Annotated in this window: 23 protein-coding genes; 12 read left to right on the top strand and 11 right to left on the bottom strand. The window is 37.0% G+C overall.

The window, feature by feature from the left end:
• Window positions 1-54 precede the first annotated feature (54 nt).
• The 5 genes from DRF59_RS08035 to DRF59_RS08015 all read left to right on the top strand — a co-directional run bounded on the left by DRF59_RS08035 (window position 55) and on the right by DRF59_RS08015 (window position 4,065).
• A complete protein-coding gene (locus tag DRF59_RS08035; RefSeq protein ID WP_115958538.1) occupies window positions 55-1,083 on the top strand; it encodes an AMP-binding protein in 1,029 nt (342 codons plus the stop codon).
• 14 nt (window positions 1,084-1,097) lie between these two features.
• Window positions 1,098-1,502: an alternative ribosome rescue aminoacyl-tRNA hydrolase ArfB gene (arfB, locus tag DRF59_RS08030; RefSeq protein ID WP_262510610.1), complete on the top strand. Its 405-nt coding sequence runs from the start codon at window positions 1,098-1,100 to the stop codon at window positions 1,500-1,502.
• Between the two features lie 47 nt (window positions 1,503-1,549).
• Window positions 1,550-2,194 carry a porin family protein gene (locus DRF59_RS08025; RefSeq protein WP_115958534.1) on the top strand — a complete coding sequence of 215 codons (645 nt, stop codon included), beginning with the start codon at window positions 1,550-1,552 and terminating at the stop codon, window positions 2,192-2,194.
• Between the two features lie 297 nt (window positions 2,195-2,491).
• Window positions 2,492-2,872 carry a GreA/GreB family elongation factor gene (locus DRF59_RS08020; RefSeq protein ID WP_115958532.1) on the top strand — a complete coding sequence of 127 codons (381 nt, stop codon included), beginning with the start codon at window positions 2,492-2,494 and terminating at the stop codon, window positions 2,870-2,872.
• Between the two features lie 218 nt (window positions 2,873-3,090).
• A complete protein-coding gene (locus tag DRF59_RS08015; RefSeq protein ID WP_050022155.1) occupies window positions 3,091-4,065 on the top strand; it encodes a deoxyhypusine synthase family protein in 975 nt (324 codons plus the stop codon).
• 72 nt (window positions 4,066-4,137) lie between these two features.
• On the opposite strand, the gene DRF59_RS20905 is transcribed toward DRF59_RS08015, so the two are convergent.
• Window positions 4,138-4,284, bottom strand: a complete 147-nt coding sequence (locus tag DRF59_RS20905; protein WP_167456660.1) for a hypothetical protein — start codon at window positions 4,282-4,284, stop codon at window positions 4,138-4,140.
• 107 nt (window positions 4,285-4,391) lie between these two features.
• On the opposite strand from DRF59_RS20905, the gene DRF59_RS08005 reads away from it, so the two are divergent.
• Window positions 4,392-4,688 carry an MGMT family protein gene (locus tag DRF59_RS08005; protein ID WP_115958528.1) on the top strand — a complete coding sequence of 99 codons (297 nt, stop codon included), beginning with the start codon at window positions 4,392-4,394 and terminating at the stop codon, window positions 4,686-4,688.
• Window positions 4,689-4,804: 116 nt separating this feature from the next.
• Here DRF59_RS08005 and DRF59_RS08000 read toward each other — a convergent pair whose 3' ends face one another.
• Both DRF59_RS08000 and htpG read right to left on the bottom strand, forming a co-directional pair.
• Complete coding sequence (locus tag DRF59_RS08000; protein ID WP_115958763.1) at window positions 4,805-5,194, bottom strand: helix-turn-helix domain-containing protein; 390 nt, start codon at window positions 5,192-5,194, stop codon at window positions 4,805-4,807.
• 275 nt (window positions 5,195-5,469) lie between these two features.
• Window positions 5,470-7,359, bottom strand: a complete 1,890-nt coding sequence (gene htpG, locus DRF59_RS07995) for a molecular chaperone HtpG (RefSeq protein ID WP_115958526.1) — start codon at window positions 7,357-7,359, stop codon at window positions 5,470-5,472.
• A gap of 156 nt (window positions 7,360-7,515) precedes the next feature.
• On the opposite strand from htpG, the gene DRF59_RS07990 reads away from it, so the two are divergent.
• Window positions 7,516-10,404, top strand: a complete 2,889-nt coding sequence (locus tag DRF59_RS07990; RefSeq protein ID WP_115958524.1) for an alpha/beta hydrolase family protein — start codon at window positions 7,516-7,518, stop codon at window positions 10,402-10,404.
• Window positions 10,405-10,459: 55 nt separating this feature from the next.
• Here DRF59_RS07990 and recA read toward each other — a convergent pair whose 3' ends face one another.
• Window positions 10,460-11,464 carry a recombinase RecA gene (gene recA / locus DRF59_RS07985; RefSeq protein WP_115958522.1) on the bottom strand — a complete coding sequence of 335 codons (1,005 nt, stop codon included), beginning with the start codon at window positions 11,462-11,464 and terminating at the stop codon, window positions 10,460-10,462.
• A gap of 225 nt (window positions 11,465-11,689) precedes the next feature.
• Window positions 11,690-12,883 carry an oxygenase MpaB family protein gene (locus DRF59_RS07980; protein ID WP_115958520.1) on the bottom strand — a complete coding sequence of 398 codons (1,194 nt, stop codon included), beginning with the start codon at window positions 12,881-12,883 and terminating at the stop codon, window positions 11,690-11,692.
• A gap of 168 nt (window positions 12,884-13,051) precedes the next feature.
• Between DRF59_RS07980 and DRF59_RS07975 the strand changes: the two genes are divergently transcribed.
• Window positions 13,052-13,453: a hypothetical protein gene (locus DRF59_RS07975; protein WP_115958518.1), complete on the top strand. Its 402-nt coding sequence runs from the start codon at window positions 13,052-13,054 to the stop codon at window positions 13,451-13,453.
• A gap of 59 nt (window positions 13,454-13,512) precedes the next feature.
• Here DRF59_RS07975 and gap read toward each other — a convergent pair whose 3' ends face one another.
• The 4 genes from gap to DRF59_RS07955 all read right to left on the bottom strand — a co-directional run bounded on the left by gap (window position 13,513) and on the right by DRF59_RS07955 (window position 16,921).
• Complete coding sequence (gene gap / locus DRF59_RS07970; protein ID WP_062697648.1) at window positions 13,513-14,517, bottom strand: type I glyceraldehyde-3-phosphate dehydrogenase; 1,005 nt, start codon at window positions 14,515-14,517, stop codon at window positions 13,513-13,515.
• 32 nt (window positions 14,518-14,549) lie between these two features.
• On the bottom strand, window positions 14,550-15,536 hold the full coding sequence (gene pfkA, locus DRF59_RS07965; protein ID WP_115958516.1) for a 6-phosphofructokinase: 987 nt from the start codon (window positions 15,534-15,536) through the stop codon (window positions 14,550-14,552).
• Window positions 15,537-15,619: 83 nt separating this feature from the next.
• Window positions 15,620-16,498, bottom strand: a complete 879-nt coding sequence (locus tag DRF59_RS07960; protein WP_115958515.1) for a DUF4846 domain-containing protein — start codon at window positions 16,496-16,498, stop codon at window positions 15,620-15,622.
• 81 nt (window positions 16,499-16,579) lie between these two features.
• The gene (locus DRF59_RS07955; RefSeq protein ID WP_115958513.1) at window positions 16,580-16,921 is read right to left on the bottom strand and encodes a winged helix-turn-helix transcriptional regulator; all 342 of its coding nucleotides are present in this window, start codon (window positions 16,919-16,921) and stop codon (window positions 16,580-16,582) included.
• 96 nt (window positions 16,922-17,017) lie between these two features.
• Between DRF59_RS07955 and DRF59_RS07950 the strand changes: the two genes are divergently transcribed.
• Both DRF59_RS07950 and DRF59_RS07945 read left to right on the top strand, forming a co-directional pair.
• Window positions 17,018-17,656, top strand: coding sequence for a peroxiredoxin-like family protein (locus tag DRF59_RS07950; RefSeq protein ID WP_115958512.1), 639 nt, complete (start codon window positions 17,018-17,020; stop codon window positions 17,654-17,656).
• The gene (locus DRF59_RS07945) at window positions 17,656-18,453 is read left to right on the top strand and encodes a DNA alkylation repair protein (protein WP_407643387.1); all 798 of its coding nucleotides are present in this window, start codon (window positions 17,656-17,658) and stop codon (window positions 18,451-18,453) included. Before DRF59_RS07950 ends, DRF59_RS07945 begins: the two co-directional genes overlap by 1 nt.
• A gap of 378 nt (window positions 18,454-18,831) precedes the next feature.
• Here DRF59_RS07945 and DRF59_RS07940 read toward each other — a convergent pair whose 3' ends face one another.
• Both DRF59_RS07940 and DRF59_RS07935 read right to left on the bottom strand, forming a co-directional pair.
• Window positions 18,832-19,590, bottom strand: coding sequence for a TIGR03915 family putative DNA repair protein (locus DRF59_RS07940; RefSeq protein ID WP_115958508.1), 759 nt, complete (start codon window positions 19,588-19,590; stop codon window positions 18,832-18,834).
• A 42-nt stretch (window positions 19,591-19,632) separates the two neighbouring features.
• Window positions 19,633-20,892, bottom strand: coding sequence for a putative DNA modification/repair radical SAM protein (locus tag DRF59_RS07935; RefSeq protein WP_115958506.1), 1,260 nt, complete (start codon window positions 20,890-20,892; stop codon window positions 19,633-19,635).
• Between the two features lie 155 nt (window positions 20,893-21,047).
• Between DRF59_RS07935 and DRF59_RS07930 the strand changes: the two genes are divergently transcribed.
• Together DRF59_RS07930 and DRF59_RS07925 are read left to right on the top strand one after the other, a co-directional pair.
• A complete protein-coding gene (locus DRF59_RS07930; protein WP_115958504.1) occupies window positions 21,048-22,376 on the top strand; it encodes a hydroxymethylglutaryl-CoA reductase, degradative in 1,329 nt (442 codons plus the stop codon).
• 166 nt (window positions 22,377-22,542) lie between these two features.
• Window positions 22,543-23,631, top strand: a complete 1,089-nt coding sequence (locus tag DRF59_RS07925; RefSeq protein WP_115958502.1) for a hypothetical protein — start codon at window positions 22,543-22,545, stop codon at window positions 23,629-23,631.

Here is a 23,631-nt window from a genome sequence, read left to right as displayed (position 1 = left end):
AAGAACTTTTTGAATTTTTTTTTACATTTACTGTACTTTTTATTTACGGAAAACATGCAGATAGACTTCAATAATCTCAATATTAATCAATTATCATTTGATACAGAATTTGAAAAAAGAGTGGGAATCTTCCTGGATGACTGGTTTTCTGCTGGAACAATGGTAAAAGTTCAGACTTCGGGATCTACCGGGACTCCTAAAGTGTTTGAAATCGAAAAAAATAAAATGATCAATTCTGCAGTAATGACCTGTAACTTTCTGGGCCTGGAAAAAGGTGATTCTGCTTTGCTGTGCCTGCCGGTAGAATATATTTCAGGGAAAATGATGGTGGTGCGTTCCATACAGCGAAAATTAAAACTGATTGTTGCAGAACCATCCTTAAAACCGGTTGAACATCTTGAAAAGAAAATAGATTTCTGTGCTATGACTCCTTTACAGGTAGAAAATTCACTGGATAAACTTCATCTGATTAAAAATCTGATTATTGGTGGAGCTGCAGTTTCAGAAAGCTTGAAAAATAAGATCTTTGAGTTAAATCTCAATACTTCAAACCGGATTTTTGAAACCTATGGGATGTCGGAAACCCTTTCCCATATTGCATTGAGACAGCTTATGCCGGAACCTGAAGAATATTTTACAGTTTTTGAAAATGTTTCTATCGGTTTGGATGAAAGAGGCTGCCTGACGATCTTTGCTCCGGCTGTAAACGGTGAATTGTTAAAAACTAACGATTTAGTTGATATCAAAAATAAAAAGCAGTTTAAATTTCTGGGAAGGATTGATAATGTGATAAATTCCGGAGGCGCAAAAATTTTTCCGGAAGCTCTTGAAGCTCTCGTAAAAAAGGCAATTTCTAATGAAGCTGTATTTTTAGGACTGAAAGATGAAAGTTTGGGTCAAAAATTGATGCTGGTTATAGAAGGAAATGAATCAGATGAAATTAGAAAAATTATTTTGCAGCTTCCGTTTGAGAAAAATTTTCATAAGCCAAAAGAAATTCTGTTTATGGATGAAATACCCCGGACTCCTAACGGAAAAATAAACAGGATCGGATTATATGAAAAGATAAATGCAGGAAAATAGGAGACTTTTATCAAATATCAGAGACTATGAAAGACTTTTCAAAAGAACTCAGTTTTAAAACTTCCCGCAGCAGTGGGGCAGGAGGCCAAAATGTGAATAAGGTTGAAACGGCAGTCACAGTCCTCTGGAAAGTGGGCACCTCTGAATTTTTTAGTGAAGAGCAAAAAGATCTGATCCGGCATAAGCTACAAAACAGAATCAATGCTGATGGAGTTTTATTTCTGTCCGTTTCTGAAAACAGAACCCAGGTCATGAATAAGAATAAAGCCATTGAAAAGATCCTGGAACTGGTTAATAAAGCTCTGATTATCCCCAAAAAAAGAACCGCTACAAAACCGTCAAAAGCCCAGAAGCAGAAAAGACTGGATAATAAAAAGAAGCTTTCTGATAAAAAGGAGAACCGACGTTTTAAATTTTAGATTGCGGTATTGAAAGAAAGCTGTATTTTTGCCGAAATTTTTAACCAATGATAAAAAAACTCATGCTATTGGGAGCTGTTTCGGTTTCTTTAATTTCTTTTGCCCAGGAAAAAATTTCAATTGTACCTTCTGTAGGATATGCCTGGAGAGTTGCTGAAACGCCGTCAGGACTTTCGCGCGAAGAAAAAGATTACATTAAAGGATTAAAAAGTGGTGTTCATTTTGATATTTCTGCCTATTATAACCTGAGAGCAGTAAGTGTAGGATTAAAATTTTCCAATTACAGTGCATCAAGCAACGGATGGATTTCCGGATATGATTCCAACGGATATATAGTTACGGTTCCCGTATCTACAAAAGATAATATCACTTTTTTTGGCCCTGCAATTATGTACTCCAATTATGCTGATTCTACAAAACATAAATTATTTTTTGATGTGGCACTTGGGGTCATTTCTTATACTTCAAAAACGGGAACGGTAAAAGGAACAGGTTCAAACCTTGGTCTGGATGCCGGATTTGGTTACCAATATGCACTTTCTAAAAACTTTATGATCGGTCCTAAACTTGGGGTAACTGCCGGTACATTAAATAAAATGAAGCTTAACGGTACAACCGTTGAATTCGGAAAAGATACGAAAGAAGGTTTGACGAGGGTTTCCCTGAGTGCAGCCGCTACATTCCGTTTTTAAATCGTATCTTTGTGGAATAAACAACAATTTATATCATGACAGCAACCATCTTTTTACCTGCAATACGCCTTCAACAAGGGTTGTTGCTGTCATTACTTTATTTACATACAGATTCTTTTCTGAAAAGTTCCAAGGACTTTATCAATTAAGCCCTGTCAGGGTCCAAGACAGGGGAATTTCAGGATTTTTTATATTGTTTTTTTGCGGTTTTCTATCTATAGGAAGAGGCGGATGTATGCCTGCTTTCTACATTGGATCATCGGGGAATGACCGTATTTAATTTTAAATTTGATAAAGATGTCCGATCATATTATTGTAACCACAGGAATTTATGATGCTATAAAAGATACCATCAGAAGAAAAAAAGTAAGTATCCCGGAAGAGCAGAGGCTGGCTGAAGAGCTCAGGAAAGCCAAACAGGTTTTAAGGAGAGACCTCCCGGAAGATATTGTAACGGTAAACAGGAAAGTTACTTTAAAAGATCATACGCTGGATTTTGAGCATGAATATATTTTTGTACCGTCTACCAAGGCAAAACTTAAAAAGAATAAGCATTCAATCCTTTCAGATATTGCCCTGGCTGTAGTGGGATATAAAGTGGGAGATGTTATAGACTGGCCGTTCAGGGACGGAAACCGGAAAATTGAGATTATGAAAGTGGAAGCCTGGGAAGGATAACAGGTCTTAGATAAATGAATCAGGTTAAATTACAATAAAAGTGTGACCCGGAAAGGGACACACTTTTGATTTTGTGCAGTTAGGTACTGTAACAGCATAAAAATTATTATCATATTGCCGATTTAACAAATGATAAAAAAGAATGCCTCTGCTGTACTTTCTTCAAGTGCGTTGACTGCATTCCGTTTTTAAGTTTTATCTTTGCAAAAATTAAAAAAATGAACAAACCAATTTCTGAATTTATAGAGAAATATTACCTGCATTTCAATGCGGCAGCGTTGGTAGATGCTTCAAAGGGATATGTAGCACACCTAAAAGATGGTGGAAAAATGATGATCACTTTAGCAGGAGCAATGTCTACTGCTGAATTAGGTAAAATTCTTGCAGAAATGATCCGTCAGGGAAAAGTAGACTTTATCTCTTGTACGGGAGCTAACCTTGAAGAAGACCTGATGAACCTTGTGGCACACTCTCACTATGAAAGAGTTCCGCACTACAGAGATCTTACTCCACAGGAAGAATGGGATCTTTTGGAAAGAGGGTTGAACAGGGTTACTGATACCTGTATTCCTGAAGAAGAAGCTTTCAGAAGACTACAGAAGCATATCGTAGAGATCTGGAAAGATGCAGAAGCAAAAGGAGAAAGATACTTCCCGCACGAATATATGTACAAAATGATTCTTTCAGGAGTATTGGAGCAGTATTACGAAATTCCAAGAGAAAACTCATGGATGATTGCAGCAGCAGAAGCAAACTTACCAATCGTAGTTCCTGGATGGGAAGATTCTACAATGGGTAATATCTTCGCTTCTTACTGTATCAAAGGAGAGCTTAAACCTTCTACAATGAAATCAGGGATCGAATATATGACTTATCTTGCAGACTGGTATACCAAGAACTCAGGAGGTAAAGGTGTAGGGTTCTTCCAGATTGGTGGAGGTATTGCAGGAGATTTTCCTATTTGTGTGGTACCGATGTTGTATCAGGATATGGAAATGCATGACATTCCGTTCTGGTCTTATTTCTGCCAGATTTCTGACTCTACTACATCTTATGGTTCTTATTCAGGAGCAGTTCCGAATGAGAAAATTACATGGGGTAAACTGGATATCACTACACCGAAATTCATCGTTGAAAGTGACGCTACCATCTGTGCACCATTGATGTTCTCTTATATCCTTGAGAATTCTTAAAAATAAATATCTTACAGAGATAATACCGGCGCTTCAATTTATTTGAAGCGCTTTTTTTGTTATAATGTACAATCAATCCAATGAATTCACCAGCACAAAATAACGATACGCAAGGATTCCTTTTTCCATCCTGGTCAGGCGATTCGGATCTTTATTGCTCAACTTTGGAAGAACTTTCTTATTGATGGCATTCAGCAGCCGGAAAAATGATTTTTTCATATCTTTATCTTTTAATGAAACATCATGGAACGGAATAGAATTCAAAAATAATGCAAGGTTTTAAATATCAGTTCGATATGTTTATTTTTTAACCCAATAATAAAAGAATGGATGAAATTTTCAAACAACAGGTTTACGAAGTGGCAAAACTTATTCCAAAAGGAAGGGTTTCTACCTATGGAGCGATTGCAAAGGCGGTGGGGTATCCCAACCATTCCCGTCATGTAGGAAAGGCAATGGGAGGGTGTCCGGAAGATGTCCCTGCCCATCGTGTCATTTCCAGTTCGGGAGTGTTATCTGTTCCGGAATTTCAGCCCAGATTAGAAGCAGAGGGAATTGTGGTGGAAAACCTAAGGATTAAAAATTTTAAAAAGCTGTTCTGGAATCCAATGGACGAATTATAATAAAGTATATGTAATAAATCCTGGATAGAATACAAAACTAAACATCTTTATACAAAAAATGCTACGGTGCAACGGAAGCATCAATAGCATTTGTAATTTACAACTTTGAAGCTGTATTATTTTTTATTTTTGGAATCATTCAATTCTGTTTTCAGTCTTTCGTTTTCTTCCTGTAAAAAAGCAATATAATCCTGAAGGTTCTGAATGATTGGTCCCGGAATATTGTCATAATTATTCTGATTAGTGATTGCTCCTGCAGATATGGATTTATCATTAAATACAGGATGATCGTAATTAACAACTACAGCAGACTCTTCCTCTTCATAAATTTCTTCCAATGGTACTTTTAAGAACCGGGCAATTTTATCCCACTCATCTCTTATAATCTTTACTTCACCGCTTTCTTTTCTGCTGTAATTGGATACATCAGTTGCGATAATGTCAGCGATCTGTTGTTGCGTATATCCTTTTAGCTTTCTGGTGTTACGTAGTTTTTCTTTTTGCATATCCGGCATTTTATACAAAAATGAAAAAAAAGCATCATCTATACAATAGAAAAAAGAAAAAATATGCTCATAATGCCCTGTAATTAAAGAGATGAACAGGAAAGTATTATAATATTAATGCTTCTTGTGAAATTATTGAATATTTTCAATGGCTTTAGCCTTATCTAAAACTTAACCACAAAATCATAAAAGTTTTCAAAAATCTTTTTGTGAATTTTATGGTTTAAAGAAAATACAAAAAAAGACTGCTTCAAAATGAAACAGTCTTTGGTATATTATTTTTCAAGTTGTTTATAGCTTCTTTGTATAAAATCTGTCAGGTCTTTTCCTTTCAGTAAATTTTGTGAAAGTTTGGCCAGATCCAATGCGTGTTTGATAAGGCTTTCTTTTTCCTCACTGTTTTCAGTTTTCAAAATCTGGTTAGAAAGTTCACTGTTGGAATTTACCACCAGATTATACATTTCAGGAAAACCTCCCATTCCGAACATTCCGCCGCCACCTGTAGCCTGCATTTCTTTCATCCTTCTCATAAACTCAGGCTGGGTAATGGTAAAAGGAGCATCATTGCTGTCAAGATCTTCCAGCTGGACAGTGAATTTGGTATCCTGAATAGCTTCTTCCACATTTTTTTTCAAAGCTTCTTTTTCAGTTTCGTTTAATTTTGAAAAAACAGGCTCATCTTTTTTGATCAGGTTGTTGATATGGTCTGCATCTACTCTTGCAAAAGAGATGTTTTCTTTTGAAGTCTCCAGTTTCTGAATAACATGTGAGATGATAGGAGAATCCAGTAAAAGTACTTCATATCCTTTATCCCTGGCGGCCTGAATGTAGCTGTGCTGTTCATCGGCATTGGTTGCATAAAGAACAACCAGTTTATTATCTTTATCGGTTTGAGCAGATTTAATTTTTTCAACCAGTTCGTTCCACAGATAGTATTTTCCGTCGGTAGTAGGATACAGTGTGAATTTGTCTGCTTTTTCAGCAAACTTCTCTTCTGTAACAATACCATACTCTATCACCACTTTGATGTCATTCCATTTCTTCTCATAATCTTCACGGTTTTCATTGATCAGAGACGCCATTTTATCGGCTACTTTTTTAGTGATGTAAGAAGAAATTTTCTTTACGGCTCCATCAGCCTGAAGATAGGAGCGGGATACGTTCAGAGGAATATCCGGTGAGTCGATGACTCCTCTCAGAAGCATTAAGAAATCCGGAACAATACCTTTTACTTCATCTGTTACGAATACCTGGTTCTGGTACAACTGGATTTTATCCTTGTCAATATTCAGATTGTTGCTTAGTTTCGGAAAGAATAAAACTCCGGTAAGATTGAAAGGGTAGTCAACATTCAGGTGGATATGGAACAAAGGCTCTTCAAACTGCATTGGATACAGTTCATGGTAGAACTTCATATAGTCCTCATTGGTAAGATCACTTGGAGCAATCGTCCATGCCGGGGCAGGGTTATTGATGATGTTATCTACTTCTTCCGTCTCAGCTACAGCATCTTCCGGAGCATCTTCCGGTAAAGGCAGCGTATGTGTTTTTGTTCCGAACTTGATGGGAACAGGCATGAATTTATTATACTTTAATAACAGTTCACGGATCTTTCCTTCCTCTAAAAATTCTACAGAGTCTTCTGCAATATGAAGGATGATTTCCGTACCTCTTTCAGCTTTATCAGTTTCTTCAAGAGTAAATTCAGGGCTTCCGTCACATATCCATCGTACTGCAGGTTCATCTTTATAGGATTTTGTAAGGATTTCCACCTTTTCAGCTACCATGAATGCAGAATAAAACCCAAGTCCGAAATGTCCAATAATTCCGGAATCTTTTGCTGTATCTTTGTACTTCTCCAAAAATTCTTCAGCTCCGGAGAAAGCAACCTGGTTGATATATTTTTCAACTTCTTCACCAGTCATACCGATACCCTGATCAATGATATGTAACGTTTTTTGTTCTTTATCAATTTTAACTTCAAGTTTCGGGTTTCCGTATTCAACCTTAGCCTCTCCGATACTGGTTAAATGCTTTAGCTTCAGGGTAGCATCAGTTGCATTAGAGATAAGCTCTCTTAAGAATATTTCGTGGTCACTGTAAAGAAATTTTTTAATAAGCGGGAAAATATTTTCCACAGATACATTAATATTTCCTTTAGTCATAATATTTTAGATTTTTAATTGTTCAACATACTTCTCAAAAAAAATACCATGAGCAGGAATGTGACAGATTGACATTTTTTGCTCATTCTGAAACAGGAGTGTTGTATGGTTTTGTCAAAGAAATACCTTACTTTTAATCCTTAAAATTATTTAGAAATGAAGTTGAAGTGTACAGTTTTTATTCTGCTCATCATGGTCTTGTGCATGTATGGACAGAAAAAGCCTCTTGACCATTCTGTCTACGATAGCTGGCAGAATATCGGGACGAGAAAAATCTCAAATGACGGAAAATGGATTGCCTATTCCATAGATGTTCAGGAGGGAAATTCAAGCCTTTTTTTATATTCAGTAAAAAACAAGATTTCGCAGAAGTTTGCAAGGGGAACAAAAGTAGATTTTACAGGTGATTCCAGATTTGCTGTTTTTCAGATCCGTCCGTTTTATAAAGATATAAAAGCGGTAAAAGATAAAAAACTGAAGCAAAGTAAATTAACAAAAGATAGTCTTGCAATAGTTGATTTTACAACAGGTAAAACCGAAAGGATTCCTAATGTAAAAGCTTTTGAAATTCCGGAAAAAAATGGTTCTTATATAGCTTATCTTCTGGAAAATATAATGGATAAGTCTTCTGATGATTCTTCCGGAAAAGAAGAGGGAGATGAAAAGAAAGAGGAAGATAAAAATCTGAAACCTTTACAGCTGGTTGTACGGAACCTTCTGAGCGGAAAAAGTACAACATATGACAACGTCATCCGTTACAAATTCAGTAAAAATGGAAAACAGCTCGTTTTTGTAACTCAAAAACCTGAAGAGAAGGCTGATAAGGATAAAAAAGAGGAAAAAGGTTCAGGCGATGATAAAAAAGATAATGACAAATCGAAGCCTAAAAAATATGCCTTTCAAACTGTACAGGTAGTAAATCTGCAAAAAGAATCTGTAACTAAAATTTCTGAAATGGAAGGCGATTTTTCACAGTTGTCTTTTGATGAAGAAGGAGATCAGCTGGCATTTGTGGGGACTTCTTCCGCAAAAAACGATTTAGTGAAAGAGTATCAGTTGTATTACTTTAATCTAAAGCTTAATAAAAATGAAAAGGTGAGCAATGATCATTTACAAATGAGAAAAAACTGGGTGGTTTCTGAGAACCGTTTACCTCTGTTCAGCAAAAACGGGAAACAGCTGTATTTTGGGGTTGCTCCAAAACCTGTTGCCAAAGATACTGCAATGATTGCGAATGATCATGCCGTTGTGGATATCTGGAATTATAAAGATGATTATCTGCAAACGGTACAGCTAAAGAAGCTGAAAGATGATCTGAAAAAGTCTTATGCTGCAGTCATGCAAACAGAAAAACCGGATTACTTTATAAATATTGATGGTGAAGATCTTGATACTTTACGATTGGTAAACGATGGAAATGCCGGCTTTGCGTTGGGGATTACAAGTCTGAATAATAGGATTTCCTCACAATGGGAAGGGGCAATAAAGAAAACGTATTTCCTTATTGATAATAAGACAGGGAAAAAAACAGAAATCGTTAAAAATCTGAACGGATCGGTTTCAGTATCTCCACTGGGTAAATTTGTTGTAATTTTTGACAGGGAAAAAGGAGAATGGCTAAGCTATAATGTTAAAACGCAACAGAGTCTTCCCCTCAATAAAGGAATAGCGGTTTCATTTGTTGATGAGGAATTTGATATGCCGGATTTCCCGGATCCCTATGGTATTGCTTCCTGGACGGAAAACGATGAGTCTGTAATTATCAGGGACCGTTACGATCTTTGGGAGTTTTTCCTTAACGGTTCAAAAAAACCAAGAAATATTACCAATGGATTTGGACGTAAAAATAAAATAACGTTCGATACCTATGATTTAGATAAAGATATTAAAAGTCTCAACCGGAAATCTTCTATTTATTTATCTGCATTTGACAATGCTTCGAAGGCAAACGGAATTTTCCGGACATCCATTCATTCGAATGCTGATCCCGTGAAAATACAAATGGAAAATGTCTGGGGATACCGAAGTGTTCAAAAAGCAAAAAATGCAGAAGAATATATTGTAATAAAGGAGTCCTATACAAATTCTCCGAATATTTTTGCAACATCGGATTTCTCTGAGCAGCATAAACTGAGCAATACCAATCCACAGCAAAATCATTATAACTGGGGAACAGACGAGTTGGTACACTGGACAACCCCAAAAGGAAATTCCTCTACAGGAGTCCTGTATAAGCCGGAAGATTTCAACCCGGATAAAAAATATCCCATGATTGTTTATTTTTATGAAAAACTTTCAGATAACCTGAACCGGTATGTAGCGCCGGCTCCGACTCCTTCAAGATTGAATATCTCTTATTTTGTGAGCAACGGATACCTGGTTTTTACCCCGGATATTTCTTATACCAACGGCTATCCGGGAGAATCTGCCATGGAATACATTAATTCCGGGGTTGAAAAATTAAAGCAAAATCCTTGGGTAGATGGTAGTAAAATAGGAATTCAGGGGCAAAGCTGGGGTGGTTATCAGGTAGCATATCTTATTGCCCATACAGATATGTATGCGGCTGCCTGGAGTGGGGCTCCTGTTATAAACATGACTTCCGCATACGGGGGAATCCGGTGGACCTCAGGAATGAACAGGCAGTTTCAGTATGAGAAATCACAAAGCAGATTAGGGAAAAATCTATGGGAAGCACCGGAGCTTTATATTAAAAACTCACCGCTTTTTACCATTGATAAAGTGAAAACCCCGGTAGTTATTATGAGTAATGATAAAGATGGCGCTGTTCCATGGTATCAGGGAATTGAAATGTTTACTGCATTGCGCCGTCTTGGTAAACCTGTATGGCTTCTGAATTACAATGGTGATGATCACAATCTTGTAAAACGCCAGAACAGAAAAGATATCCAAATCCGTGAACAGCAGTTTTTTGATTATTATCTTAAAGGTGCTAAAGCTCCGGTCTGGATGACAAGAGGAGTACCCGCAACCCAGAAAGGAAAAGACTGGGGATTTGAACTAACGGATGATAAGCCTGAATAATAAAAAGACCGGCGTTGCCCTTTGGCAACGCCGGTCTTTTTATGTCTATAAATTCCTACTTTTTAGTAGCAATCTCTTCTTTAACTTTATTTTCCAGTTCCTCAGCAAGTTCAGGATTGTCTCTTAATACGTCTTTTACTGCATCACGCCCCTGGCCAAGTTTAGTCTCGTCATAGCTGAACCATGAACCGCTTTTCTTCACAATTCCTAAATCTACAGCCGTATCCAGGATTTCTCCTACTTTAGAAACACCTTCTCCGTACATAATATCAAATTCAGCCTGCTTGAATGGAGGTGCCACTTTGTTTTTCACGATCTTCACCTTCACACGGCTTCCGATGGCTTCGTCACCCTGTTTTATCGGCGCACTTGCCTTTCTGATATCAATTCTTACGGAAGCGTAGAATTTAAGAGCATTACCACCGGTAGTTGTTTCAGGGTTTCCAAACATAACCCCGATTTTTTCTCTTAACTGGTTGATGAAAATTACAGTACACTTCGTTCTTGAAATTGTAGCTGTAAGCTTTCTTAATGCCTGAGACATCAATCTTGCATGAAGACCCATTTTGGAATCTCCCATTTCACCTTCAATCTCAGCTTTTGGAGTAAGAGCAGCCACAGAGTCAATCACTACAATATCTATAGCACCTGAACGGATCAGGTTGTCTGCAATTTCCAAAGCCTGTTCACCATTATCCGGCTGGGAAATGATCAGGTTTTCAAGATCAATTCCTAATTTTGCGGCATAAGTTCTGTCGAAAGCGTGCTCTGCATCAATGAATGCAGCAATACCACCTGCTTTCTGAGCTTCAGCAATAGCGTGAAGGGTTAAAGTTGTTTTACCTGAAGATTCCGGTCCATATATTTCAATGATTCTTCCTTTAGGATATCCGCCTACACCCAGTGCAATATCCAATCCTAAAGATCCGGAAGGAATTACTTCTATTGTGTTATCTACAGCATCATCGCCCAGAGTCATTACCGTTCCCTTTCCGTATGTTTTATCTAATTTGTCAAGCACCAGTGCGAGTGCTTTTTTCTTATCATCAATGTTACTCATCTCTATTAAAATAATTTCTCAAAAATACATAATTTAAATATCAAATACTAATATTATTTAGGCTTGAAAGCTGTTTTTAGAGTTAAAAAATGATAAAATTTTGTTACTGATCTCATTCATAACGAAGCAGATGCGGTATGTGGTATCAGAAGAAAAATAAAAAACAGGTTTATTAACCATAAAGGAGTTGCGAAGGGAAGGAGAGACACTTTTTGCTCTGTTATATTAATGGAAATTTGAATTTTTGGTGATATTCAGATAATCTCTGAGAACCTTCATCTGATCTTTATTTCCTCTTTGTATCCGTGTTTTCCGGCTGACCAGTTTATCATAGATTTTATTGAATATTATTTTTGATACTGGAAAAAGTTTTCTGTTGGGGACTTCCGGAATATGCAACCTTTTACACACTTCGTCATCAAGCAGAAACCAGGTACAGCAGATATGGAGATACCTCAGATTTTTTCTCTGGAACTCAAATTTTAAAATCGGATTTTCAAGTGATTCATTTAATAAAGAATGAGCAAGAAGAACAGAATCCTTATCAGAGGGTGGCTGGATGGAGGTCCATAAATAAAAATACTCTGTAGCCTGCTTTTTATTATCCGGAAGAAGTTGTTCCGGGATGCCTAAAAGATATCCTACATATTTCCAAAGATGAAAAATCCCCTGTTCCTCCTCAGGAGAAAAAGTATTTCCCAGCTTTTTCAGGCTGTGGAGGAAAACCAGGCTGAAGCCAATATAAGTGGCCATCATATCCCAGGAATTAATGGGTTCTCCCCAGTTTTCAGTATCCCATTCTTTATAATGTTTTTTGATTGAACGTCTGGCATAAGAATGAATGAGACGGGTCTTTATAGCGAATTCGTATCCTTTTGCATGCCGGTCCAGTGCATTATACCGGGTAACATTTACCCAGAAATCCAATGTTTCCGAAAGACGTTTTACAGCACCTTTCTTTAAAGCTTCCGTTGCAATGAGCGGCTTGTTCAGATAGGCATAATCATATCCCCCGATCAGGCAGTAATCCCGAAGGGAGATTAAAGAATCCAGATTACTTCTCATGCACAGTTCGGCACCGCTTTTTAATAAATTGTGGTCAAGCCAATCAGGAACCTTCTGGAGCTGGAAGAAAAGCTTTTTTACACTTTCAGGAACTTCATCTTTTTCTGAAATACCATTTCTGATATAATGCTCAATTTCTCTGGAGGCCTCATGGAACTTCCTGGTGAAGTAAACCTCTTTTACCACCTCATCACCGGCTTCATCAATGTGATAAAAGAAAGGGCAGAACTGCTCAAAATTATTAAAGCTAACTTCAGCTCCGGAAAATTCAATAAGCTGTTTTCCGTTACCACTTTCCCAAAAATTTTTAAAATGAGAAGCCTCTTTAAACCGGGGTATCATTATTCGTTCCATTACAATAAAAATACAAGTTTTGAACCGAATTTGGGGTGAGATTTGTCAGCTCTTTAGTTGCTTTGCTATTTAAGTTGTTATCATAAATACTACAAACGGGTTATTTCCTTGAATCATTTATTTCTCAATCTTTGTTTTAAACAAAGTATAACCCATAAAACGATTATCATGAAAAAATTATCAATGATTGTATTTATTACAATATCAGCCATGTCTCTGGCGCAAAAAGAAAAAAGCAATGAACTAACCGGTCTTAAAGGTAACTATGAACAGAATTTCTTTATTGACGGGGCAAAGCTTAAGACAGCTGACAAAAAAGATGTAGACAAAATTAAAAATGTGATCTCGGACTTTAGCAAACAAATTGTATTTTGTGGCTTTTTGAAAGGGTATGGAAATACTTATAATATAACAGTTACAGCAACAGGAAACGGCTGTTTTACCTGGGTATTTAGCAGAAATGGAAAAGTGACTTCGATGCAGTCAGTTCAGGCATGGTCGGGACAGTCTTATAATGGCTATTCTACAAATGGTGATACTGTCGGAATAAGTTGTGAATGCTTATTTTAATATGAAATAAAAACCTTCCCGCCGGGAAGGTTTTTATGACTTATAATGTATATTGTTTATTATAAAGAAGCAGCATGTACAAGCATATCTACTAACTTGTTAGAGTAACCCATTTCATTATCATACCATGAAACAAGTTTTACAAAGTTAGGAGAAAGCATAATACCGGCATCTTTGTCGAAGATAGAAGTTCTCTTATCTCCTACGAAGTCCTGAGATACTACCGCGTCTTCAGTATATCCTAGGATTCCTTTCAATTCACCTTCAGAAGCTTCTTTGATCGCAGCACAGATCTCATCGTAAGAAGTAGCTTTTTCCAGTCTTACTGTAAGGTCAACCACAGAAACATCTACAGTAGGTACTCTGAAAGACATCCCTGTTAATTTTCCGTTCAATGAAGGGATTACTTTACCTACCGCTTTAGCAGCACCTGTAGAAGAAGGGATAATGTTGTTCAGTGCAGCTCTTCCTCCTCTCCAGTCTTTCATTGAAGGACCGTCAACAGTTTTCTGAGTAGCCGTTGTAGCGTGTACAGTGGTCATTAAACCTTCTACGATTCCGAATTTATCGTGGATTACTTTAGCTAATGGAGCTAAACAGTTGGTTGTACAAGAAGCATTTGATAAGATTTTGATATCATCCGTAAGTTCCTTGTGGTTTACTCCCATTACGAACATTGGAGTATCATCTTTAGAAGGGGCAGAAAGAATTACTTTTTTTGCACCAGCGTTAATGTGAGCCTGAGCAGAATCTTTAGATAAGAAAAGACCTGTAGATTCTACGATATAGTCAGCTCCGATTTCATTCCATTTCAGGTTATTAGGGTCTTTTTCAGCAGTTACTCTGATTTTTTTCCCGTTTACTACAAGATCATTTCCTTCTACAGAAACTTCACCTGGGAAAATACCGTGTACAGAGTCATATTTTAACATGTAAGCCATGTATTCTGCATTGATTAGGTCATTGATTCCTACAACTTCAATGTTGTCTCTTTCAGTCATTGCTCTGAAAACAAGACGTCCAATTCTACCAAAACCGTTGATACCTACTTTGATTGTTGACATAATAGTTTGTTTTTATTAGATTATAAAAATATTTAGATTGCTAAAATTTCCGAAATCAGTAAAAGATCTTTATTGATTTCATTATGTTTTTTAATGGCTTCTTCGATGGGTGTATATACCAGATCATTGGAACGCATTCCTGCCATGACGTTGGTTTGTCCTTCCATTAGTCCGGTTACAGCACCAAAACCTAGTCTGCTTGCCAGAACTCTGTCTGCACAGCTTGGAGAACCTCCTCTCTGCATATGTCCCAAAATTGCTACACGAATATCATAATCAGGGAATGTCTGCTTTGTTTTTTCTGCAAGCTCATAAACATTGGCTAGTTTTTCACCTTCGGCTACCACCACAATACTTGATGCTTTTCCTGTTTTCTCAGCATTTCTGAAATTCGCAAAAAGTTCATCAATACTATCTTTCTTTTCAGGAATAAGAATGTCTAAGGCTCCTGTTGCCAATCCGCTGTTTAGTGCAATGAATCCCGCATCACGTCCCATTACTTCTACGAAGAAAACCCTGTTATGAGAAGTGGCTGTATCACGGATTTTGTCAATTGCTTCCATAGCCGTATTCAAGGCAGTATCATAGCCAATGGTATTATCCGTTCCGAAAATATCATTGTCAATAGTTCCGGGGATACCAATAACCCTGATTCCGAACTCTTCACTGAAAATCTTTGCACCGGTAAACGTTCCGTCTCCTCCGATACATACCAGTCCGTCTATTCCAAGCTTTACGCAGTTGTCGTAAGCCTTTTGACGGCCTTCCTTGGTTCGGAATTCAGCAGATCTGGCAGACTTTAGAATTGTTCCGCCCTGGTTGATTATATTTTTTACGGAACGGGGTCCCATTTTCAGGAAATCATTACTGATAAGCCCATTGTAGCCTTCCCTTACACCGTAGCATTCAATATTATAGTAATTGGCGGTTCTTACTACCGCTCTTAATGCAGCATTCATACCCGGAGAGTCTCCTCCTGAAGTAAGAACTGCAATCTTTTTTACAGCACTCTCTTTCATCTAGTAAAAAATTTCGAACACAAATTTACAAAAACAAGTTCAGATAATAACAGTAACTTTTCAATAGTTTTGAATATAAATTATTAAAAGCTTCTGAAGTTTGTAGGTTTAAAAATATATCGGGCAGTTTTGATCTCTGCAGCATGGATGTCAAGATCATACCAGGGCGTAAAATAGGAATTAAACGGATTTGAAAGCACATGTACAGACTGTGCCGGGGTGAATCCCTCGCTTAATAGGAACAATCTTTTCCCTTTCTGATTCTGGCAGACCCCTGAAATGAAAACAATATGTCCCGGACTGCCGGGAGTGATCAGGATATCTCCGGTTTTCAGATCAGAATTTTTTGTTACAGGTTTTGTTTCCTTATGTAATGAAATGGTTCCCGCATAATTAAAAATCAGGTCCAGGTAATTTCTGAAACCCTGATAAGAGTCATCATAAGCTGCCGTCTTTCTGAAGCTGACCGAACTTTCGCCGACAAACGCCCTCGTACCGCTTTTATAATCATTCCAGCTGAGAAGATGACCACTGGTAAAATGGAATTGAATCTCGTTAAATTTTTTTGCTTTATAAAGATATTCGGCTCTCATGCGGATCACGGCATCAGCACATTGCTGGAGGTCTTTATTTCCGGTATCGAGATCAAAGACTGCTTCATGAAGATGTTGTGTGGGAATTGGAGTTCCATCATATTTTAAAATCTGACTGCCATAAGGTTTCAGCTTGAAATTTTCAATAAAATCTCCGAAAGAACCGGGTTTTTCATCCATCCATTTATAGCCTTCAGGAGGAGAAAATCTTTCCCGGATGGTATTTTTATCCTTATTGATTTTTAAAGAATTTTCTGTAATTAAGTGCTCATTTTTATCAGGTTCAGGCAGTAAACGGTCTGATAATTTTTCTTTTGTACAGCCAGCGAGAATAAGAAGAGCTGTGATTCCGGTGATAACTTTTTTCATGCGTTTTAGTGAACACAAATATCAATTTTTTGGTATATCAGTCAATAAGTTTTCTGAAGATCTGAAAGATTTAAAGCTGTTTTACATTTTTTCTTTTTCAGGAATTAACAGTTTTCCCCAGTCGTTCAGCTGCCAGAGAATTTCTACCAGTTTTTCGCCCAGTCCTGTCAGTGTATATTCTACCCGTGGAGGGAGTTCATTGAAAGATTGTCTTGTTAAGATACCGTCATCCACCATTTCAGCCAGCTGTTGATTGAGAACTCTGCGGTCTACTTTAGCAATGCCGCGTAAAAATTCACTCGGGCGTTTCTTTCCTTCATTAATCTGCCATACGATAGGAATTTTCCATTTCCCACTGATGGTATTAACAGCGACTTCCAACGGACAGATTTTATTTTCTTCAGCTCTTCCTTTTATTTCCATAAAATTGACTTTTTTATCCCTATGGGCGAAAAATATGCGGTATTGTCTATTCTTAAAGGCTTTTAGACCTTTGTAAAAATAATAAATTAAAAAGTAATGAATACATTGGCCCGGCAAATCGATCAGTTAAATAAAGAACTTCTTTCTCAGCTTTCACAGGAGGTTTTTGAAGTCTTCGGACAGTCGATTGAAGAATTAAAAACAAAAAACATTGAAGAAAACAGTATTAAGATTGGTGAGCTGATGCCTGAATTCTCTCTGATTAATGCCTATGGTAAAAAAATAAGTTCTACAGACATTCTTAAAAAAGGAAAAATAATCCTGGCTTTTTATAGAGGAAGCTGGTGTCCCTACTGTAATCTGGAATTGAAGTTTCTGCAGGATAATATTTCCAAAATAAAAGGAAAAAAATCTGTTTTAGTTGCCATTTCTCCCCAGAGCCCTGATTATTCTCTGACAATGGTGGAAAAAAACAATCTTGAATTTGAGGTGTTGACTGATCATAACAATGATTTTGCTAAGAAGCTGGGTATTGTCTTCCAGTTGCAGGATTTTGTATTACCTTATTACCAGAATTTGGGTATTGATCTTTCGGTTTTCAACAAAAACAACGAAAATACTTTACCTGTTCCTGCCGTTTTTGTAGTGGATGAAAATGGTAAAGTAGTATATAAATTTTTAGATGTAAATTACATGAACAGAATAAATGTAGAAGAATTAATACAGGCATTATGATAGAAAAACGAAAAGGGGCCCGCTCTATAAAAGACATTCCCCCGGATATTTTAGAACAGCTTAACCGGGGTGAAATTGAAACAGCCAATCTTACAGAATGGCTGGCAGTTGATCAGAAACTTTTGCTGGAAAATTTATTACAACAGAGTAATCGGATAGAATATCTGAAACCACTTTTAAAAAGAATTGATGACCTGAAAAAACAAACCGTCAATACTGTTAATGAAGCGATAGGAACCGGACTTCTGGACCAGCTTACTAAAAATAATGATCATGAATTCATAGAGAAACTCTCTATTCATCAGTCGGACCTGGTTCGTTGCTGGGCGTCCTATATTATTGGAAGAAATAATACACTTAGTCTTAAAGAAAGATTTCAGAAAATACAACACTTTGCATCCGATCAGCATTTTGGAGTAAGAGAAATCTGCTGGATGGCAGTGCGTTCTGATATTGCAAAAAATCTTTCAGAAAGCATATCTGTTTTATCAGAATGGGCAATTCATGAAAATCAGTATATACGGCGTTTCGCCAGCGAGTCCACAAGGCCGCGGGGTGTTTGGTGTGAACATATTACAGAATTAAAGCAAAACCCGGGATTAGGACTGAATATTTTAGAACCTCTGCGATCAGATAAATCAAGATATGTTCAGGATAGTGTGGGAAACTGGCTGAATGATGCCAGTAAATCACAACCGGAATTTGTAATTGAAATTTGTGATGAATGGCTTAGAGAAAGCGGGACGAAAGAGACACAGTATATTATTAAGAAAGCTTTGCGGACAATCCGGAAATAAAAGTTATCCACAAGGCTTTGTTTAATTTCATCCATGTGTTTAAGTTGTTGATTGTTATTTATTTATATTGTATAGGTATAAGAGAGAGTAGCTGTGAAACAAAACATAATAAAAAGTTATCCACAAATGTATTAAGATCGGCTTTTGTTTAATGTGCTGAATAAGAGTTGTTTACTTTTTGTTGTTATACTTATGGTAGATAATTAATAAAAGAAATAAAAGTTATCCACAAACAATATTTTGATTATTTTATGTTTATTATCAGGTGTTTAACTATATTTTTTTAGGTGGATTATAAGTTATCCACAATCTTGAGATCTGGTTTTTGTGGATAATTATTATCCATAAATCCGGAGGGTAATATATTTCAGATCAAACTTACCGCTTTTCCGTCAGGTATTTCCAGTATCTTTTCGGAACATGCTGAATGTGAAGTTTGATGTTTTTTCGTTCAGCAATATTTGTTTTTGTGAAATACCGTTGCCAGAGTATCTGGTAATTCTTTTCTTCATCATGAAATTTTTGCTGGTATTGATATAAATCCAGCTTCTCGTCAGGATAAAAGAAATCACAGTGTTTCAGATCATAAAAGATTCCATAGTTTCTGCGCAGGTCATAGATCATCCATTTCTGATCCTGATATCGGTCTTTAAAATGTTTTCTGATCAAAGGAAGAACATTGAAGTCAGGATCTATTCTGGCAAAAAAAATACCATCCTGCATTTTTTCAAATCGGACAAAAGCAGTCATCCTATGTCTTTCCCTATCTACCGATTTGCAGATTTTTGAAATTTTTAAAATATCAGAATCTGCAAAGTTTTCAAGAATATTTTCTCCAGGGTGTTTGATGGATTGTTTTACAGCAGATAAAATTAAATTTTCCATTTCCGGGTTTTCGGATAAAAAGACTTTTAAGAGTTGATGAATTCCAGGTTTTCCAATGTATTTCTCCAGTTTATTAAGAACTCTTTCAGATTTCTCCGGCTGCGTAATGACTTCATGGGTTTCTGCAAAAATATTCTCCTGGTGAAACGTGTCTCTGTTTACAATCTCCACATCTTTATATCGGTATTCGAAAACTTCAAATACTGCTGTAAAAAGGCCTTCAAAACTTCCGTCATAGAGTAGGGATATCATATTTGATTTGAAAATATAGTAGTTAAATTAATGAAGTTGTTATTAAAATAAGGTCAGCTGCTGTGAAAACTGATGGTGAAATTTAGAGGAGCTTCCCCCAACCAGTAATTTTCTGAAGTTTTTATCCGTTAAATATTTCAGGTAGGTATTGCCTGCAGTAAAGTCAATAAAATATTTGGCTCTGTTCACTGCTACTCCCAATTGTTTTAAATGGTCCATAGTCAACATCTGAAAACGTCTTGCACTGACAATTTTCTGTGCAGATTTTACACCGATTCCCGGAATTCGTAAGATCATCTGATAATCGGCAGTCTGAAGATTGACAGGAAACTGGTCCAGATGTCTTAATGCCCAGCTCAGTTTCGGATCTATTTCCAGATCGAGAAAAGGAACTTTCGGATCGAGGATTTCCTCTGCTTTAAAACCGTAAAATCTCATCAGCCAATCAGATTGATACAACCTGTTTTCCCTTAGCATTGGAACTTCTGTAGTTAAAGACGGCAATCTTTTATCTTCCAGAACAGGAACATACCCGGAATAATAAACCCTTTTCAGATTGAATTTTTGGTAAAAATGATCGGCAACCTTTATAATCTGTAAATCATTTTCATTGGTTGCTCCCACAATCATCTGGGTTGATTGGCCTGCCGGAGCAAATTTAGGAACGCTCTTTAATATTTTTTTTTCATCTTCATATTGGCTGATTCCTTTCTGAATATAACGCATCGGGCTGATCATGTCCTGTCTGTTTTTCTCTGGAGCCAGCAGCTTTAGTCCGCTTTCGGTAGGGATCTCAATATTAACGGATAGCCGGTCTGCATACAATGCTGCTTCCTGCATCAGTTCATCGCTGGCTCCCGGAATAGATTTCAAATGAATATATCCGTTGAAATTTTCTTCCAACCGGAGCTTTTTAGCCACCCTTACCAGGCGCTCCATTGTTGTATCTGCATTTTTGAAAATTCCGGAGCTCAGAAATAATCCTTCGATATAATTTCTGCGGTAAAAATTGATCGTCAGATCCACTGCTTCCTCCACAGTGAATGCTGCCCGCCTGATATCATTTGAGCTTCTTGAAACACAGTAGGCACAGTCATAGATACAATGATTGGTAAGTAAGATTTTAAGAAGGGATACACATCTTCCGTCCTCCGTATAGGTATGGCAAATCCCACTTACGGAACTATCTCCTAAGCCTCCTTTTTTATTTTTTCTCGTCCCACCGCTTGAAGAACAGGAAACATCATATTTGGCAGCATCAGCAAGGATTTCAAGCTTTTCCTTAAGTCGGTCAAAATTCATATTGGAAAAGATTTTGATCTAATTTGTATCTGGATTGTTTTAAAAATTGTTCAAATTTAGTTCCAAAATTGATAAATGTCAATCTTTTTTCATGGAAGTTATCAACAAAAAAGAGTCTCAAAATCATTATATTTACGGCTCATTAAAGTTATAGTATGAATCATAAACCGATAGAAGGTTTTTCCAAGCTTCCAAAGCAGGGGAAAATCGACTGGCTCGTAAACGAATATCTTGAAGGAAACCAGGAATACCAGAATATATTAAAGCAGTATTGGAATGATGATGCGGACCTTCAGAAACTTCATGAAGAATTTTCGGAAAATACGATTTCCAATTTTTATATGCCTTACGGGATCGCTCCGAACTTTTTGATTGACGGAAAACTTTTGGCACTGCCAATGGCTGTTGAAGAAAGCTCAGTAGTGGCAGCAGCTTCCAAGGCAGCAAAATTCTGGATCGATAAAGGAGGATTTAAAACAACAATTATCAACACTGAAAAACTGGGGCATACCCATTTTATTTTCAATGTTGAACCTCATAAACTGCTTCATTTCTTTAATTTCAGTTTAAAGAAGAAATTACTGGAATCTACAGAAGATATTACAGCTAATATGAGAAAACGTGGTGGCGGTATACTGAATATCAGCCTGGTGGATAAAACTGCAGAAATGCCTAATTATTATCAATTGAAGGCCAGTTTTGATACGGTAGATTCTATGGGGGCTAATTTTATCAATTCATGTCTTGAACAGTTTGGGAAGACCATGAGACAGGAAGTGGCTACCAGTGAAGATTTTACTCAGGAAGAAAAAAATTCACTACAGATTGTAATGAATATCCTGTCAAATTTTACTCCTGACTGTATTGTAAGAGCTGAGGTTTCCTGTAAAATAGAAGATCTAAAGGATGACAGCGGAATTTCACCGGAAGAGTTTGCTGCTAAATTCAAACAGGCTGTTACTATTGCTGAAATCGAACCCTACCGAGCAACAACGCATAATAAAGGAATAATGAATGGAGTAGATGCAGTAGTGATTGCTACCGGAAATGATTTCAGGGCAACAGAAGCCTGTGCCCATACTTATGCAGCAAGGGATGGACAATACAGATCACTGACCCATTGCACAACAGACAACGGAATTTTCAGATTCTGGATTGATCTTCCGATTTCTGTTGGAGTGGTAGGAGGTCTTACCAACCTGCATCCTTTGGTGAAATTCTCTTTGGCACTTCTTGGAAAACCTTCCGCACAGGAACTGATGAGTATTCTTGCTGTTTCAGGTCTTGCTCAGAATTTTGGCGCCTTGCGCTCCCTGGTGACAACAGGAATTCAGAAAGGGCATATGAAAATGCATTTATTGAATATTTTAAATCAGTTGGGAGCTACAGAAGAAGAAAAACAACATTTTGTGACTTACTTTAAAGATAAGACGGTGAGCCATCATGAAGTGATCAATGAGTTTAACAGAATGAGAGGAAACTAATGGTACAGATCATTTTGCCTGTTGTATTCCTCCTGTTTGGATTTTTTTTAAAGAAAACAAACCATGAAGGGTTCAGAAGTTCCAAGAAATTTGCCAATATGTTTATTATCCTTGGGATTTCCACGTTGGTTGCCAGGTTTATTTTAATGTACCTAAAAACAAAATAGTGAAGAAGAATATCTTATTTTTCATATTTATTTCAGGGTTAAGTTTTTCTCAACAGAAGAACCTGAAAATAACGGATCTACAGCCAAAGACTGAAGATTCTACTTTTCCGGTGATTTCGTATACTGAAAACCCTGTAGTAGAGCATAAGATAAATACATTCCTGCAGGTTAATGAACTGGAATATGTCCCGGATTCAGGCTCCAACCCTTTTAAACTGGTCTCTACGGGAACAACCTCTTATTTTAACTATATCTATTTTTATGGCTGGGAAAAGCTGGAAACTCCTGAAAGTATTTTAACCATTGGAATTGATGGCGAAGCAACGGGGGCATATCCGGAAGCTTTTTCGGACTGGAAAAGTTTTGACCTGAGAACCGGAAACTATATTAATGCTCAGGATCTGTTTCAGGCTGATGCTGTTAAAATAGTTGAGCACCTGATTGAGCAGAAAGTGGAGAAAAGAGTTCATGATTTTTTGGCTGAGCTGAAATCCGCCAAAGATCCGCAAGCGGAAACAGAAGATCAGATTGCATTGTACGAAGATTGTTCTACAGGGCAGTCTTTAGATGATATCAGGTATTTTTTTGGAAAAGATAAACTGACTTTTGTCGCCGGTAGATGTTCCAATCATGCTATGAGGGCCCTGGATGATCTTGGAAATCATGAAGTTGAACTGACCTATAAAGAACTGGAAAAGTATTGGAGTCCCTATGCAGCGAATTTACTGAATGGTTCAGCTAAAATAGAGAAAACAAGTTTCAGAAATAAACTGTATAAAGGAAAAATTGATGGAAAATATCCGGTTACCGTACTTGTAAGCAGATTCTATTCTGCCGATAATCCTTCAGGTATAAGTGCCTTTAATGCGGTGTATTGGTATGATAAAAACAAAAAGCTGATCAAATGGGACGGGCAATTGAAAGGAAATCATATTTCCATTACAGAGAATGACCGTTATGATGATGAGCTAAACCAATGGATTCCGAGAGCTTTTATTGAAGCTGAAGTGAATGGTAATAAAATTACCGGAACATGGCAGGATTATAAAACAAAGAAATATTTAACCTTAGAATTAGAAGAGTTATAA

The organism is Chryseobacterium flavum, from assembly GCF_003385595.1.
In the GTDB taxonomy this organism is placed as follows: domain Bacteria; phylum Bacteroidota; class Bacteroidia; order Flavobacteriales; family Weeksellaceae; genus Chryseobacterium; species Chryseobacterium flavum.
This window is presented reverse-complemented; position numbering and strand designations above follow the sequence as displayed.